This window comes from Streptomyces sp. NPDC089799 (assembly GCF_040684755.1).
Lineage (GTDB): Bacteria > Actinomycetota > Actinomycetes > Streptomycetales > Streptomycetaceae > Streptomyces.
Window position 1 is genome coordinate 10973 of the sequence record NZ_JBFBGR010000016.1, and the last position, 17226, is coordinate 28198.

The following is a 17226-nucleotide window of genomic DNA, read 5'->3' on the forward strand; positions in this document are numbered from 1 at the left end:
GGCGATAAGCGGGCGAGCCCCCGCACGCCGCCGTGGGGCGGGGTGCGGGGGCTCTCCCGGGGCAGCCGGCGCGGGGCCCGCCGGGCGGGGTCGCGCCGCGGCGGGTCAGCCCTGCTGCGCAGCGATCAGGCTCGCCGGCCGGAGGTCCGTCCAGTTGTTCTCCACGTACGTCAGGCAGGCGTCCCGCGTGTCCTCCCCGAAGACGGTCCGCCAGCCGGCCGGCACCTCCGCGAAGGAGGGCCAGACCGAGTGCTGGTTCTCGTCGTTGACCAGGACCAGGAATCGGCCCTGCGGGTCTTCGAACGGGTTCGTGGAGGTGGTGGGGTTGGCGCTCATGCGTTTTCGCTCCTCGTGGACATGATGGTGAACAGCTCGGAGAGCGGCTGTCCGGGATCTGCTGCCACAGAGCGCAGCAGCACGTGCAGTTCGCCGGCGAGCCGGGCCGCCTTGCCCCGGCCCAGCAGCGGTGTGGCGAAGACCAGTTCGCAGGGGACGGGGCCGTCGCCGCGCGGCTCGTAGAAGCTCAAGGTGAGCTCGCCGCGTGCCGCACCGGTCGGGACGGCGTGGAACGAGCCCATGCCGCCCTCCAGTTCGGCGAAGTCCGCCTGCTCGTGGTGGACCACCATGACCTGGGGGCCCGCCGCGAACAGTCCGGTCGCGCGGACCACCTCGTCGAAGGGGACGTCCTGCCGGTCGAGCGCGGCCAGGGTCGTCTCCCGTACTCGCTCCAGCAGGGCGGCGAAGGACGGGTCGCCGGCCGTGTCGGTGCGCAGGACGACCGTGTTGAAGAAGCAGCCGACCAGGTCGGCGAGCCGCTCGTCGGTGCGTCCGGCGACCATGGTGCCGATCGGCAGGTCCGTGCCGGCGCCGTGCGCGGTGAGCAGCGCCGACAGGGCGGCGTGCAGCACCATGAAGAGGCTGGTGCCGGTGGATGCCGCGAGCCGGTCGAGGGCGGAGTGGAGCTCCTCGTCGAGCACGAAGGGGACGTGGTCGGTGCGCGAGGGCCCGGAGTCGTCCGCGGAGCGCGGCCGGTCCGTGGGCAGGGCCAGTCCGGCGGGCGCGCCGTCCAGTGCCTGCCGCCAGTAGGCGAGTTGGCGGGCGACGGCCGACCCGGGGTCGGCCGGGTCGCCGAGCAGCTCCCGTGCCCAGCGGGCGTAGTCGCCGTAACCGACCGGCAGCGGCTGCCAGTCGGGGGCCGTCCCGCGCTCCCGGGCCGCGTAGGCGGTGGTGAGGTCGCGGAAGAGCGGTACGACGGACCATTCGTCCACGCCGAGGTAGTGCGCCCGCAGCAGCAGTGCCTGGCTGCCGTCCGGGGCCTTGAGCAGCCTGGCCCGCAGCGGTGCGGCGGAGGCCAGGTCCGGTTCCTCCACGGCGAGTTCGGCGAGCCGGGCGTCGAGGTCGGCGCAGGTCTCGTGCTCCAGTGCCGGCGGGTCGGCCGGCAGCGCGGTGAGCTGCCCGTCCCGTTCGGCGAAGCGGGTGCGCAGCGGCTCGTGCCGGGCCGTGAGGTCGTCGAGCGCGGCCGCCAGGGCCGCCGGGTCCAGCAGGCCCGGGGAGCGCAGCACCAGGGCGTGGTCGTCGGCCGCGTACCGCCGGTACGCGGACCACTGCCAGTGCTGTACGGGTGCCGGGGCGCGCGTCCCGTGCGCGCCGCCGGACTCCGCCGCGCGGAGTTCCGGCCGGGCGGCGGCCGCGGTGGCGGTCGCGCCGTGCAGGCGGTCGGCGATGCCGGCGACGGTCTGGGCGTCGAAGACGTCGCGGATGGTCAGTTCGGCGCCGAACTCGGAGCGGATCCGGCCGAGCAGGCGCATGGCGGCCATGGAGTGCCCGCCGAGGGCGAAGAAGCTGTCGTGCGCGCCGACGGCGTCCAGCCTGAGGATCTCGCCGAAGAGGGCGGCGAGCCGGGTCTGGGTCCCGCCGGCCGGGCGGGCGTCGCCGGTCATGCCGGACCAGTCGGGCGCGGGCAGCGCCTTGTGGTCCAGCTTGCCGTTGGGGGTGAGCGGCAGCGGGCCGTCGAGCGGCACCAGCAGCGCCGGGACCATGTACTCGGGGAGGGCGCCGGCCGCGTGGGCGCGGAGTTCGCGCAGGTCGAGGGCGGTGTCCCGGTCGGGGACGACGTAGCCGACGAGGCGGACGATGTCGCCGTCGCGGTCGGGCAGCACGGTGGCCTGGGCGACGCCGGGGTGTCCGGCGAGCGCGGCCTCGATCTCGCCGAGCTCGATGCGGAAGCCGCGGATCTTCACCTGGGTGTCGACCCGGCCGAGGAAGTCGAGGTTTCCGTCGGTGCGCCAGCGGGCCCGGTCTCCGGTCCGGTACATGCGGGTGCCGGGGGCGCCGAACGGGTCGGCGGTGAAGCGCTCGGCGGTGAGGCCGGGGCGGCCGAGGTAGCCGCGGGCCAGGCCCCGTCCGGAGACGTACAGTTCGCCGACCACGCCGGGCGGGACGGGCCGGAGCCGGTCGTCCAGCACGTAGCACAGGGTGTTGGGGTCGGGAATGCCGATCGGGACGCGGCCGGCGGGGCGGGTGACCGCCCGCCGGGAGTCCCACAGGGTGGAGTTGACCGTGGCCTCGGTCAGTCCGTAGGCGCAGATCAGGTCGGCGGTGGCGCCGAACCGCTCGAAGAGGTCCGGCGGTACGGTCTCGGTGCCGACCAGGACGGTGGAGCCCTCGGGCAGGGTGCAGCCCGGCGGGAGCGCGGAGACCAGGGACGGCGGCAGGATCATGTGGGTGATCGCGTGCTCGGCGAGGAAGTCGGTGAGCTCCGGTCCGGCGACCCGGGCCTCCTCGGTGATCAGGACCAGGGTGCCGCCGTGGCAGAGGGCCATGACCAGTTCGAACGCGAAGACGTCGAAGCCGATCGAGGCGAACTGCAGCACGGTGCTGTCGGGCCGGAGGCCCATCCGGTCCACGGCGGTGGCGACCAGGCTGGAGATGCCCTCGTGCGGGACGACCACGCCCTTGGGGCGGCCGGTGGAGCCGGAGGTGTAGATGACGTACGCGGCCTGGTCGAGCGGCACCTCGGGGACGGCCGGCGGGGTGTCGGGGAGCACGGCGAGGCGGGCGGCGGTGGCCGGCTCGTCGAGCAGCAGCACCGGGACGCCGTCGACGGCGGGGATCTTCCCGGCGACCGGTTCGGTGCCGACGACCAGCGCGGCGGCCGAGTCGGCGGTCATGTAGGCGAGCCGGTCCCCGGGGTGGACCAGGTCCAGCGGGAGGAAGGCGGCGCCCAGCTTCAGGGCGGCCAGCACGGTGGCGATCATGTCGGCGGAACGCGGGACGGCGACGCCGACCACGCTCTCGGTGCCGACGCCGTGCTCGGCGAGCAGGCGGGCGATCCGGTTGGAGCGGGCGTCCAGCTGGGCGTAGGTCAGCCGTTCGGACCGGTCGACCAGGGCCGTCGCGTCGGGGCGGGTGGTGACGTGCCGGGCGAACAGGGCGGGTATCGACAGCTCGTCGACCGGGCGCGGGCCGCCGTTGAACCCTTCCAGGACCAGCCGGCGCTCGTCCTCGCCGAGGACGCGGGCGGCGGACAGCGGGGCGCCGGGCGCCTCGGCGACGGCGGCGACCAGGCGGCGCAGGCAGGCGGCCAGGCGGTCGGCGGTCTCCGGGTCGAAGAGTTCGGTGGCGTACTCCAGGCGGCACTCCAGGGAGCCGCTGTCCTCCTCGTCGGTCGTGTGCTCGGTGAAGCTGAACACCAGGTCGAACTTGGCGGAGCCGATCCGGAAGGGGACGTGCTCCACGGTCAGGCCGGGCAGGTCCAGGGCGCCGTCGGTGCGCTGGTGGTAGCCGACCATCACCTGGAACAGCGGGTTCCGGGCCAGCGACCGGGTCGGGTTGAGCTTCTCCACGACGGCCTCGAAGGGCACGTCGGCGTGCGAGAACGCCGCCAGGTCGGTGTCGCGGACCCGGGCCAGCAGCTCGGTGAAGCTGGGGTCGCCGGACAGGTCGGTGCGCAGCACGAGGGTGTTGACGAAGAAGCCGACCAGGTCGTCGAGGGATTCCTCGCCGCGGCCCGCGATCGGCGCGCCCAGCGGGATGTCGGTGCCGGCGCCCATGCGGTGCAGCAGTGCGGCGACGGCCGCGTGGACCACCATGAACATGCTGGCGCCGGTCTCCCGGGACAGCGCCTTCAGGCCCCGGTAGGCGGCGGCGTCGAAATCGACGTCGAGTTCGGCGCCGGTGAACGCCGGGCGGGCCGGGCGGGCCCGGTCCGCGGGGAGCTCCAGTTCCTCGGGGGCCCCGGCCAGGACGGTGTTCCAGTGGTCCAGCTGGCGGGCGGCGGGGGAGGCCGGGTCGGCGGGGTCCCCGAGGAGCTCCTGCTGCCACAGGGCGTAGTCGGCGTACTGGACGGGCAGCGGCTCCCAGGCGGGCGCGGTGCCGGCGCGGCGGGCGGCGTAGGCCCGGGCGAGGTCGCGCAGGAAGGGGCGGTCGGACCACTCGTCGGTGGTGATGTGGTGCAGCAGCAGGACGACGACGTGGCTGTCGGGCGCGGTCTCGATCAGGGTGGCGCGCAGCGGGAGTTCGCGGGCCAGGTCGAAGGGCCGGCCGACGGCGGCGTCGACCAGGGCCGGGACCTCGTCCTCGGCGGCGTGCAGCAGTTCCACGGCGGGGCGGGCGGTGCCGGCCGGGAGGATCCGCTGGACGGCCTGGCCGTCGTGGTCGGTGAACAGGGTACGCAGGGCCTCGTGCCGGTCGGTGACGTCACCGAGGGCGGCGGTCCAGGCGTCCCGGTCGAGGGTCCCGCGCAGCCGCATGACCAGGGGGAAGTTGTACGCGGCCGAGGTGCACTCGATCTGCTGGATCATCCACAGGCGCTGCTGGGCGTGGGAGAGCGGGAGCCGGTCGGGCCGCTCGTACGCGGTGAGCGCGGGGCGGGCCGGTCCGCCGGAGCGGGCGCCGCGCCCGACGAGTCCGGCGAGTTCCGCGGGGGTCCGGGCCTCGAAGAGGTCGCGGATGGCGAGTTCGGCGGCGAGGGCGGTCCGGGCACGGCCGATGAGCCGGGTGGCGAGCAGCGAGTGGCCGCCGAGCTCGAAGAAGTCGCTGTCGATGCCGACGCTGCCGGCGGGCAGGCCGAGCACCTCGGCGTAGAGGGCGGTGAGGATCTCCTCCTGCGGGGTGCGGGGGGCGCGGCCGGTGCCGGCGGCGGCGAACTCGGGGGCGGGCAGGGCCCGTACGTCGAGCTTGCCGTTGACGGTGAGCGGGAGGACGGCGACGGTCACCAGGGCGGCCGGGACCATGTAGTCGGGCAGCCGGGTCTTCAGGTGCTCGCGCAGGGCCTGCACCCACTCCTCCGCTCCGGCGGGGTGTCCGCCGTCCGCGGCGGCCCCTCCGGCCGGGACGACGTAACCGACGAGCCGCTTGGTGCCCGCGGTCTCGTGCACGACCACGGCGGCGTGGGCGACTGCGGGGTGGTCGGCGAGGGCGGTGGAGATCTCGCCGAGCTCGATCCGGTAGCCGCGGATCTTGACCTGGTCGTCGGTGCGGCCGAGGAAGTCGATCAGGCCGTCGGGGCGCTGCCGGACCAGGTCGCCGGTGCGGTACATACGGCCGCCGGGGGCGCCGAACGGGTCGGCGACGAACCGTTCCGCCGTGAGGCCGGGCCGGGCGTGGTAGCCGCGGGCCAGGCCGGTGCCGGCGATGTACAGCTCGCCGGGGCAGCCGGGCGGCACCGGGCGGAGCCTGGCGTCCAGGACGTAGCCGCGGGTGTTGCGGATGGGCCGGCCGACGGTCGGGGTGGGGCTGTCGGCGGTGGAGCCGCCGAGGGTGTTGATGGTGTACTCGGTGGGCCCGTACAGGTTGTAGCCGTAGGTGTCCTCGGTCTCGGCGAGGCGGGTCCACACGGTGTCGGAGACGGCCTCGCCGCCGAGCAGGACCAGGGCGGGCCGGTGCCGGCCGGTGTGCTCCCCCCGCTCGTCGGCGGGTACGTCCTGCCCACCCGCGGGTACGTCCCGCTCGCCCGCCGGTTCGTCGCGGTCGAGGAGGCCCTCCTCGATGAGCAGCTGGGCGTAGGTGGGGGTCACGTTGACGACGTCGATGCGGTTCCGGTCGCAGTAGGCGACCAGGGCCTCGGCGTCGCGGCGCAGTTCCTCGTCGCAGACGTGCACCTCGTGGCCCTCGACCAGCCAGAGCAGCTCCTCCCAGGACATGTCGAAGGCGAAGGAGACGGTGTGCGCGATCCGCAGCCGCCGTCCGCCGGCCGCGGCGATGGCCGGGTCGAACACCTCGGTCTGGTGGTTGAGCTGCATGTTCGTCAGGCCCCGGTAGGGGGTGACGACGCCCTTGGGCTTGCCGGTGGAGCCGGAGGTGTAGATGACGTACGCCGGGTGCTCCAGCCGGCCGGGTGTGCCGGGCGCGAACGCGGGCCGTTCGGCGTCGGTGACGGGAGTGTCCGGCAGTGCGGCGAGGGCGTCCGCGACGGCCGGGTCGTCCAGGGCCACCTCAGGGGCGAGCGGGCCGTCCGGGCCGCGCAGGGCGGGGGCGACGGCGGTGGTGGTCAGCAGGCACAGCGGGCCGGTGTCCTCGACCATCAGGCGCAGCCGGTCGGCCGGGTGGTCCAGGTCGAGCGGCAGGTACGCGGCTCCGGTGCGGAGCACCGCGAACAGCGCGACGACCATCTCGGTGGAGCGGGGCAGGGCCAGCGCCACGGTGCGCTCCGGGCCGGCCCCGCGGGCCAGCAGCAGCCGGGCCGTCCGGTTGATCCGGGCGTCGAGTGCGGCGTAGGTGAGGACTTCCCCGCCGAAGACCACGGCGGTGGCGTCGGGCGTACGGGCGGCCTGCGCGGCGAGCAGGTCGGCGACGGTCTCGTCGGGCAGGGGCCGGTCGCTGTCGGCCCAGGCGGACTCCAGGTCGGCGCGCTCGCCGGGCAGCAGCAGGTCGACGGTGCCGGTGGCGGCGCCGAGGTCGCCGAGGAGGCGTTCGACCAGGGTGCGGAAGCGGTCCAGGATCGCGGCGGCCTGGCGGTCGGTGATCAGGTCCGGGCGGTACTCCAGCTTGGCCCGGACGGTCGCGGCCGGGTTCACGATCAGGGTGAGCGGGTAGTGGGTGGCGTCCACGCTGTCCACGCCGGTGATGCCGTGCCGCTGCGTGAGGGCGCGGAAGCCTCCCTCGTCGGCGAAGTTCTGCAGCACGTACAGGGTGTCGAAGAGGACGCCGTGGCCGCCGGCCTGCTGGAGTTCGGCGAGTCCGAGGTACTCGTGGTCCATCAGGGCGACCCGCTCGGCCTGGATGCGGTGCAGCAGGTCCGCGACCGGCTCGTCGGGGCGGAGGGTGATCCGCTGCGGGACGGTGTTGAGGAACATGCCGATGGCGGTGTCGGCGCCGGGCACGTCGGCGGGACGGCCGGCCACGGTGGCGCCGAAGACCACGTCGTCGCGGCCGACGGCGGCGGAGAGCACCAGCGCCCAGGCGGCGGACAGCACCGCGTTGACGGTCAGGCCGTGCTCGCGGGCGGCGGTGCGCAGCCGGTCGCCGAGCCCGTCCTCGAAGTCGAGGCTGTGGCGGCGCGGGATGACGGGTTCGCCGCCGCGGGTACGGGCGACCAGGGTGGGCTCGTCCAGGCCGGCCAGGGCGCCGCGCCAGGCGGCACGCGCCGCGTCGGCGTCCTGTCCGGCGAGCCAGGCCAGGTAGTCGCGGTAGCTGCCGGGCTCGCGCATGCCGGTGGTGTCGCCGGCGGAGGCGTACAGCCCGAGGAGCTCGTCGAGGAACAGCGACTGCGACCAGCCGTCCCAGGCGACCAGGTGGTGGGTGAGCATCAGCCGGTCGGTGGTGTCGGTGAGCCGGATCAGGTGGAGCCGGAACAGCGGCGGGGCGGCCAGGTCGAAGCGGCGGGTGCGGTCGGCCCCGGAGATGGCGTCGAGCCGGGCCTGCCGGGCGGTGGCGTCCAGGCCGGTGAGGTCGGTCTCGGTGAGCGGGACCGGGACGTCCGCGGCCGCTGCGAGGAACTGCACGGGGGCGGGCAGCCCGTCCGCGGTGATGCCGGTGCGCAGGGCGGGGTGCCGGGCGAGGAGGGCGCCGATGGCGGTGCGCAGCCGGTCGGCGTCGAGCCTGCGGTCGAAGTCGAAGCAGTCCTGGGCGGTGTAGACGTCCAGGCCCTCGGTGTCGTAGCTGGCGTGGAAGTGGATGCCCTCCTGCAGCGGGGACAGCGGCCAGATGTCGGTGACCGGGAGCGGGGCGGCTTCCTGGACGCGGTCGATCGCGTCCTGGTCGAGTACGACGAGTGGCAGGTCGGAGGGGGTGAGGGCGGCGCGGACGGGGCCGTCCGCGGTCTGCTCGGCGAGTTCGCGCAGGGCGGCGGCGAAGGCGCGGCTGATGCCCTCGACGTCCTCGCGGGTCAGCGGGCCGCCGTCGGCCCAGGTCCAGGTGGCGCGGAGTTCGGGGCCGGCGGGGGTGTCCGCGCAGAGCGCGTTGAGCTGGAGCGGGTAGGGCATGGCCAGGCCGTCGTCCGGTGCCACGGCGAGCGCGTCGGTCTCGGCGGCGGGCGCCCAGTCGCGGGTCTGGTCGGCGGGCAGCCGGCCGAAGTAGTTGAACAGCACCTGGGCGGTGGACAGTTGCGCGAAGACCGGGGCGAGCTGCGGGTTCAGGTAGCGCAGCATGCCGTAGCCGGCGCCGGCGTCGGGGGCGGACCGTACGGCTTCCTTGGCGGCGCGCAGGGCCTCGAAGGCGGTGCCGGCCGCGGGCAGCCGTACGGGGTGCAGGGAGGTGAACCAGCCGACCGTGCGGGACAGGTCCAGGCCGGTGCCCTGGCGGCCGTGCCGCTCCAGGTCGACCAGCAGGTCGGCGTCGGCGAGGGCGCCTCCGGCGGCCGTGGCTCCGGCGGACTCGCCGCGCCGGACGGACACCGCGGTGCGCAGGGCGGCCAGCAGCACCTCGGTGACGTCCGCGCCCGCGGCCGCGGGGACCCTGGTGAGCAGCGCGCCCGTGAGCTCGGTGGGCAGGGTGAGGGTGAGGTCGCGGGCGGCGCCGGCGGTGCCGGTCCGGCCGGCGCCCGGGACGAGCTCGGCGCCGGGTGCCAGGACCTGTGCCCAGTACGGGAGTTCGGCCTGCCGCTCGGGGGAGGTGGCCTGCTCGGCGACGGTCCGGGCGAACCGGCGCAGCGATACGGGTACGGGCTCCAGGGCCGGGGTGCGGCCGTCGGCGACGGCGTCCCAGGCGGCGGCGAGGTCTCCGAGCAGCACCCGCCAGGACACCCCGTCGACGACGAGGTGGTGCACGACCAGCAGCAGCCTGCCGGGGGTTCCGGCGCCGGCGTCGAACCAGACGGCCTGCACCGTGGTGCCCGTGTCGGGGTCGAGGCGGGAGGCGGCGGCGTCGGATTCGGCGGCGATCAGTGCGCGCAGTGCGGTGTCGTCGAGTCCGGCGGCGTCAGCGCGGCGAAGCAGGGCGGCGGCGTCGGTGCCGCCCGGCTCGGCGGTCCGGGCGGACCAGAGGGCGGGGATGGCCGGGCCGAGGTCCATCCGGGTCAGGGTGAGGCGGAGGCCGTCGTGGTGGTCGAGGACGGACTGCAGGACCCGGGCGAGCCGGCCGGTGTCGGCGTCGGCGGGGGCCTGGAGCAGCATCGACAGGTTGAACCGGCCGATGGGGCCGCCGTCCTCGCGGAGCTGGTGGACGATGGGCAGCAGGGTGAGGTCGCCGATGCCGTCGGGGTCGGCGGCCGGGGCGGCGGTGGTGTCCGCGGGGCCGCCGGCGGCGGCCGCCAGGGCGGCGGGGGTGCGGTGTTCGAAGACGTCGCGGGGGCCGATGGTGATGCCGGCCTTGCGGGCGCGGCTGACGACCGACATGGAGAGGATGCTGTCGCCGCCGAGCCCGAAGAAGTCCTCGTCGGCGCCGACCCCGTCGAGGCCGAGGACGGCGGCGAAGATGCCGCGGAGCCGCTCCTCGCGGCCCTCCCGGCCGACCGCGGGGGCGGGGGCGGCCGGGGCGGCCGCCGTGCGGCGGACCTCGGGGGCGGGCAGCGCCCTGAGGTCGGTCTTGCCGCCGGGGGTCAGCGGCAGGGCGTCGAGGGTGACGAAGTGCGCCGGGACCATCGGGGCGGGCAGCGCGGCGGTGGCGGCGGCCCGGACGGCTTCGGTGTCGAGGCGGGCGCCCCGGGCCGGGACCAGGTAGGCCACCAGCTGCTTGGTGCCGCGCTCGTCCTCACGGGCGGTCACCACGACCTCCCCGACGGCCGGTTCGTCCCGCAGCCGGGCTTCGATTTCCCCGAGTTCCACTCGGTTTCCCCTGATCTTGACCTGGTGGTCGGTGCGCCCGAGGTAGGTGAGCGCTCCGTCGCCACTGAACTGGACCATGTCTCCGGTGCGGTACATCCGCTCCCCGGGCCCGCCGAACGGGTCGGCGGTGAACCGCTCCGCGGTGAGCGCGGCGCGGCCGTGGTAGGCGCGGGCGAGCTGTCCGCCCGCGATGTAGAGCTCGCCGGGCTCCCCCGCCGCGACGTGGCGGAGGTACCGGTCGAGGACGTAGAGGCGGGTGCCGCCGACGGCGCGGCCGATGGGCACCGTGCCCCCGGTGCCGCCGGCCCCGGCCGGGTCGGCCCGGTGGCTGGTGACCTGGATGACGGCCTCGGTGGGCCCGTACACGTTGTGGAGCGGGACGCCGGTGGCCTCGTGCCAGCGGCGGGCGAGCCGGGCGGGCAGGGCCTCGCCACCGCTGAAGGCCCGGCGCAGGGTGCGCCACCACGGCCCGTCCGTGGCGGGCCCGTCCGTGCCGGTCCCGTCCGTGGCCGGCGCGGCCGCCTCCCCGGCCTCCTCGGCGAGCAGGGCGCCGTAGACGGACGGCACCAGGTCGACGGTGGTGACCCGTTCGGCGCGGATCAGCCCGGTGAGGTAGGCCGGGTCGCGGTGGCCGTCCGGCCGGGCGACGACCACGGTGCCGCCCGTGAGCAGCGGGACGAACATCTCCTGGAGGGCGGGGTCGAAGCCGGTCGAGTACTGGTGCAGCACCCGGTCGTCCGGGCCGAAGCCGAAGTGCCGTGCGGTCCAGGTCAGCTGGGCGGCCAGCGCACCGTGCGGGACGACGACGCCCTTGGGCACCCCGGTGGAGCCCGAGGTGTACATGACGTACGCGGCGGAGTCCGGGCGGACGGCGGGCAGCGGGGCCGCGTCCGCCGGGAGGCGCTCCTCGTGGCCGGGGCCGATCGGCACCGGCTCGGCGCCGGTGCCCGTGGGCAGGCGGAGCCGGGAGTCGTCGGTGACGACGACCAGACGGGCCCCGGAGTCGGTGAGCATGTGCCGCACCCGGTCGGCGGGGTGGTCCACGTCCACCGGCAGCCAGGCGGCGCCGGCCTTCCATACGCCGAGCAGGGCGACCAGGGACTCCGCGGAGCGGGGCACGGCGACGGCGACGACGGTCTCCGGTCCGGCGCCGAGCGCGGTCAGCCGCCGGGCGAGGGCCTCGGCCCGGGCGTCCAGGGCGGCGTGGTCGGTGGTGCCGTCCTCCGTCACGACCGCGGTCGCACCGGGCGTACGGGCGGCCTGGGCGGCGATCAGCTCGTGGACCGCCGGGCGGGAGGCCGCGGCGGCGCCGGGTTCGCCGGTGAGGCCGGCCGGGAGGGCGGGGAGCCGGCCGGCGGGCGCCAGGGGCAGCCGGCCGACCGGCAGCTCCGGGTCGGCGGTCAGCCGGTCGAGTACGGCGCGCAGCCGGTCGGCGAAGCCGCGGGCGGCGCGGTCGTCCAGGCGGGACCGGTCGTGCTCCAGGCGGAGGGTGAGCCGCTGCCCGGGCAGCACGGTCAGCGCGAGCGGGTAGTGCACGCCGTCGCTGATCCGCGAGTCGGTGATGCGCAGGGTGCCGGCGGGGTCGGTGAGCTCCCCCGTCCCGGGCAGGTTCTCCACCACCACGAGGGCGTCGAACAGGTCCGTGCGGCCGGCCGCCCGCTGGATCTCGGCGAGTCCGAGGTGCTGGTGTTCCAGGAGGTCGGCCTGCTGCTCCTGGAAGCGGGCCAGGACGGAGGCGAGCGGCTGCTCCGGCGTCCAGGCGAGCCGGGCGGGCACGGTGTTGATGAGCAGCCCGACCAGGGTCTCGATCCCGGCGACGGGCGCCTGACGGCCGGACACGGTCGTGCCGAACACCACGTCCCGGGTGCCGAGGACATCGCCGAGGACCAGGCCGAAGGCGCCCTGGACCACGCCCGCCAGGGTGAGCCCGAGCCGGCGGGCCCGCTCGGTGAGGGCCGCGGTCTCCGCGGCGGACAGCTCCACCGTGAGGGCTCCGGCGGCGTCCTGGCCGGCGCCGGCGGCCCGGTGGGGCAGCCCGGCCGCCTCCGTGTGCCCGTCGAGGGCCGCGCGCCAGGCCGCGCGGGCGCCGTCCCGGTCACGGCCGGCCAGCCAGCCGGCGTAGGCGCGGTACGCGGGGGACGGCTCGGCGGCGCCGACGGCGGGCAGGCCCGGACGGTAGCCGTCGAGGAGTTCGCGCACGACCAGGCCCACCGACCAGCCGTCGACGATGATGTGGTGCAGGGTCAGGACCAGCAGCGAGCGGTCGGCGCCCAGCCGGACCAGGGCGGCCCGCATCAGCGGCGGCCGGCCCAGGTCGAAGCCCCCGGCGCGTTCGGCCGCGGCGACCTCGCCGGTACGGAGGGTCTGCTCGTCGGGGTCGAGACCGGTCAGGTCGGTGAAGCCCCAGGGGAGTTCCACGCGCTCGCCGATGACCTGGACGATGCCGCCGCCGGAGTGGGCGCGGAACGCGGCCCGCAGCGCCGGGTGGCGGTCCAGGAGCCGCTGCGCGGCGGTGCGCAGGGCCTCCGGGTCTACGTCCCCGGCCAGTTCCAGGACGTCCTGGACGGTGTACCCGTCGGCGTCGCCCTCCCGGTCCGCGCGGTCCAGGGCGGCGTGGAAGAAGAAGCCCTCCTGGAGCGGGGTGGCGGGCACCACGTCGTACAGTCCGCCGATGCCGTCGGCGTACTCGGCCCGCTCCTCGCCGGTCAGCGGGACCAGGGAGAAGGGCTCGGGCACGGCGGCGGTGCCGGCGGCGGTGTCCGCGGCGGACCGGGTCCCCGCGGCGTCCTGCTCCCCGGCGGCGAGCTCGGCCGCGCGGGCCAGACCGGCCACCGTGCGCAGCCGGAACACGTCGCGCGGGGTGACGGCGAGGCCGGCCGTGCGGGCGCGGGTGACCAGCTGGATGGCGACGATGCTGTCGCCGCCGAGCTCGAAGAAGCTGTCGTGGACGCCGACCGAGGGCAGTCCGAGCACCTCGGCGAACAGCCCGGCGAGGACGGTTTCGGCGGGGGTGGTCGGGGCGGCTCCGCCCGTCATGGCGGTCCACCGGGGCTCGGGCAGCGCGCGGGTGTCGAGCTTGCCGTTGGGGGTGAGCGGCAGCGGCCCGTCGAGGCGGACCACGGCGGAGGGCACCATGTGGTCGGGCAGGGCCCGCGCGACGGCGTCGCGCGCGGCGGCGACCACGGCGTCCGCCCCGGCCTCGGCGTCACCGGCGTCGGCGTCGGTGCCCGGCCCGGCGACCAGGTAGGCGACGAGCCGCCTGGTGTTGCGGTGGTCCTCCCGGACCAGTACGGCGGCCTGGGCGATGCCCGGGCAGGCCATGAAGGCGCTCTCGATCTCACCGGGTTCGATGCGGTGGCCGCGGATCTTGATCTGGCCGTCGGCGCGGCCGAGGAAGAGGAGGTTGCCGTCCTCGGTCCAGCGCACCCGGTCCCCGGTGCGGTACATGCGGCTGCCGGGCTCCCCGTAGGGGTCGGCGACGAACCGCTCGGAGGTGAGCGCGTGGCGGCCCAGGTAGCCGCGGGCCAGGCCGCGGCCGCCGACGTAGAGCTCGCCCTCGGCTCCGACGGGGACCGGGCGCAGCGCGGGGTCCAGGACGTAGGCGCGGGTGTTGGGATCGGGTTCGCCGATCGGCGCGGGGCCGGTCCGGTCCGGGTCGGCGAGCCACAGCGTGGAGTTGACGGTGGCCTCGGTGAGTCCGTAGGCGACGACGATGCGGACCCGGCCGGCCCAGCGGGCGATGAGCTCGGCGGGCACGGCCTCGGTGCCGACGACGAGGACGGAGCCCTCGGGGAGTTCGCAGTCCCGCGGCAGCGCCGAGACCAGCGACGGCGGCAGGATCATGTGGGTGGCCCGGTGGGCCGCGATGTAGTCGGTGAGGGCGGGTCCGGCGACCCGGCGTTCGGCGGGTACGACGATGATGCGGCCGCCCACGCACAGGGACATGACCAGGTCCCAGACGGTCACGTCGAAGCCGGCCGAGGCGAACTGGACGACCCGGCTGTCGGGGCGGATGCCGATCCGTCCGGTGGCGGTGGCGATCAGGCTGCCGACCCCGTCGTGGGAGACCACCACGCCCTTGGGGCGGCCGGTGGAGCCGGAGGTGTAGATAACGTACGCGGCCTGGTCGAGCGGGATCTGACGGCCGAGGGCGGTGGGGTCCTGGGCGGCGAGGGCGGCCGCGGTCCCCGGGTCGTCGAGGAGCAGCAGGCCGGGTGCGGACGGCTCGGGCAGGCCGGCGGCCTGTCCGGCCGTGGTGACGACGGTCCGGGCGCCTGCGTCGTCCAGCATGTAGGCGAGGCGGTCCCGCGGGTGGTCGGCGTCCAGCGGCAGGTAGGCGGCGCCGGTCTTCATGACGGCCAGCAGCGCGGTGACGAGTTCGGGCGAGCGGGGCAGGGCCACGCCGACGACGTCCTCGGCGCCGACGCCGCGTTCGGCGAGCAGCCGGGCCAGCCGGTTGGCGGCGGCGTCCAGTTCGGCGTAGGTGAGTTCGCGGTCCTCGCAGACCAGGGCGACGGAGTGCGGGGCCCGGCGGACCTGCTCCTCGAAGGCGTCCGGCCAGGACACCTCCGGGGATTCGGCCGGTGCGATGCCGAACTCCTCCAGCAGCAGGGCGCGTTCGGCGGCGGCGGTGAGGTCGATCCGGCCCAGGGGGCGGCCGGGGTCGCCGGCGAAGGCGTCGAGCAGGATGCCGAAGCGCTCCTGGTGGGCGACGAGGCCGTCCTCGGTGCACTGGTCCGCGTCGGCGTCGAACAGGAGCCGGATCGCGCCGCGGACGGACTCGCCGACGGTGAGGGCGAGGTCGCTGACCGGGCCGAGCCACTGCGGGCGCAGGTCGGACGCGTGGTCGCGGAAGGTCATCCAGCCGGTGCCGGGAAGGAGGTTGACGGTGGGGCCGACGAGTTCGGCGACGCCTTCCACCAGACCGAGGTCCTTGGCGAGGTCCTCGGCACGGTAGCGGCCGTGCTCGACGGTCTCGGCGATCCGCCGGGCGGCCTGGGTCAGCAGCTCGCCGATGGTCGTGCCGGGGCGGACGTCGAGGCGCAGCGGCATGATGTTGGACACCATGCCGGGCACGCCGGCGGCGGCGGGGTCGCGGCGGGTGGTGACGGGCAGGCCGAGGACGATGTCCTGTTCGCCCGTGGTGCGGTGGACGTAGGCGGCCGCGGCGGCGACGAGCAGGGTGGACAGCCGGGCGCCGGACGCCCCGGCCGACGCCTTGAGCCGTTCGGTGTCCGCCACGGACAGTTCGGTGGCGCGCCGCCACCGGCGGGAGATCATCTTCTGGCCGGGTTCGACCAGGCGTACGGGGCGGGGCCGGTCGGCGAACCGCTCCAGCCAGTACGCGCGGTCGGTGGCGTACTGCCCGGAGCCCCGGTAGGTGTCCTCGGCGGCGGTGAGCCGGCAGAGTTCCCAGCCGGGTTCGGTCACGGGGTGGGTGCCGGTGTAGATCTCGCCGGCCCGGCGGGAGAGCAGGCCGATGCCGACACCGTCGATGACCAGGTGGTGGTAGCGCTGGCACCACAGGACCCGGTCGTCGGCGAGGCGCAGGAGGGTGTGGGCGGACAGGGGGCCCTCGCCGGGGTCGACGGACCGGAGGCGGTCCTCCTCGATCCACTCCCAGGCGGCGCCCTCCGGGTCGGGCGTGGCCCGGAGGTCGACCACGGGCACGGTCACCGGGAGGCGGTGGACCCGCTGCACGGGCCGCCCGTCCTCCTCGGTGATCCGCACGTGGAGGCAGTCGGCCTCCTCGACGGCCTGCCGCACGGCGGCGGCGAGGCTGCCGAGGTCCACGTCACCGCGCAGTTCCAGGGTGAACGTGACGTTGAAGGCCGAGCTGTCCGGCTCGATCCGCTGGGCGAGCCAGACTCCGGTCTGTCCGCCGGTGAGCGGGAGCGCGGCGGCGGAGTTCCGGTCCGGCACGGCGTCAAGCATCGTTCGAGGGCCTTTCCCTGGTCGTGCGTGGGGTGGGGAGGGTTACTTGATGGCTTCGAGCTTCGGCACCACCTGGTCGATGGCGTACGGGATGCTCAGCACGGTGTTGAAGGACAGCGCGGCGCCGATGTCGGGGTTGTCGTAGGGCAGGAACAGGTCCCGCTTCTCCTGGCTGACCTTGGTCTTGGCGTAGAGCGGGTCGGCCTTCATGGCCTGCTCGGTCTCGGCGGTGCCCAGCCAGACGGTCCGGTCGGCCTCCATCACGTCGAGGCGCTCGGAGCTGAGGTCGGCGATGTTCTCCTTGCCCAGCGCGGTGCGGTAGCCCTCGGAGGTGCCGAAGCCCATGCCGGCGAAGAACTTCAGCTTGGGGTCGTTCGGGGAGAACGCGGAGAACTTGCCGGGCTCGTAGGGCTCGCCGACCGCGACGGTCTTGCCCTTCCACTCCGGGTGCTTGTCCCGGACGGCCTTGAAGCGCTCGTCGATGCCGTCGATGAGCTTGCCGGCCTCGGCCTCCTTGCCGAGCGACTTGCCGATCTGCCGGGTCATGACCTGCCAGTCGGCCTGGTAGTCCTCGGCGCCCTTGGGCTGCGCGACCACCTTGGCGATCTTCGACAGGGTCTCGTACTGCTCCTTCTTCATGCCCGAGTACTGGGCGATGATCAGGTCCGGCTTGAGGGCCGCGATCTTCTCCATGTTGTACTCGTCGCGCTCGCCGACGATCTTCGGCGCGTCGGTGCCCCACTTGTCCTTGGCCCAGGGCCACTTGCCGTACGGCTGCTCCTTGAACCAGTCCACGGAGCCGACCGGGGTGACGCCGAGGGCCAGGACGGCGTCCTGGTCGGACAGGCCGAGGGTGACGACCTTCTTGGGGGCGGCGGAGATGGTGGTGCTGCCGTACTTGTGCTCGACGGTGACCGGGAAGGCCCCGGAGGCCGCCGACGTGCCGCCGGACGCGCTGGTCCCGGCCTTGTCTCCGTCGTCGCCGCCGCCACAGGCGGTCAGCGCGAGCGCGGCGGCCGCGGCGACGGCCACCCGGGGGACGGCTCCGGCGATCCTCGTCAGCTCGGGGCGTGGTCGAACGGTCACGTGG

3 protein-coding genes are annotated in these 17226 nt (G+C 75.4%); all 3 read right to left on the reverse strand.

The genetic code is table 11. The annotated features are described in order from the left end of the window. Nucleotides 1-105 precede the first annotated feature (105 nt). The 3 genes from AB0O36_RS19065 to AB0O36_RS19075 are packed head-to-tail and all read right to left on the reverse strand — an operon-like array spanning nt 106 to nt 17222. Nucleotides 106-336 (reverse strand): MbtH family protein, encoded by a 231-nt coding sequence (locus tag AB0O36_RS19065; protein ID WP_365111463.1) that lies wholly within the window; start codon nt 334-336, stop codon nt 106-108. Then, the gene (locus AB0O36_RS19070; RefSeq protein WP_365111466.1) at nt 333-16136 is read right to left on the reverse strand and encodes an amino acid adenylation domain-containing protein; all 15804 of its coding nucleotides are present in this window, start codon (nt 16134-16136) and stop codon (nt 333-335) included. Before AB0O36_RS19070 ends, AB0O36_RS19065 begins: the two co-directional genes overlap by 4 nt. Before the next feature lie 42 nt (nt 16137-16178). After that, entirely contained in the window at nt 16179-17222 is a 1044-nt protein-coding gene (locus tag AB0O36_RS19075; protein ID WP_365111469.1) for an iron-siderophore ABC transporter substrate-binding protein, read from the reverse strand. Nucleotides 17223-17226: the final 4 nt, after the last annotated feature.

What these genes read in the sequence shown, in the direction of transcription:
- AB0O36_RS19070 (WP_365111466.1), bottom strand. Translation starts at nt 16,136, where the DNA reads ATGCTTGACGCCGTGCCGGACCGGAACTCCGCCGCCGCGCTCCCGCTC.
- AB0O36_RS19065 (WP_365111463.1), bottom strand. Translation starts at nt 336, where the DNA reads ATGAGCGCCAACCCCACCACCTCCACGAACCCGTTCGAAGACCCGCAG.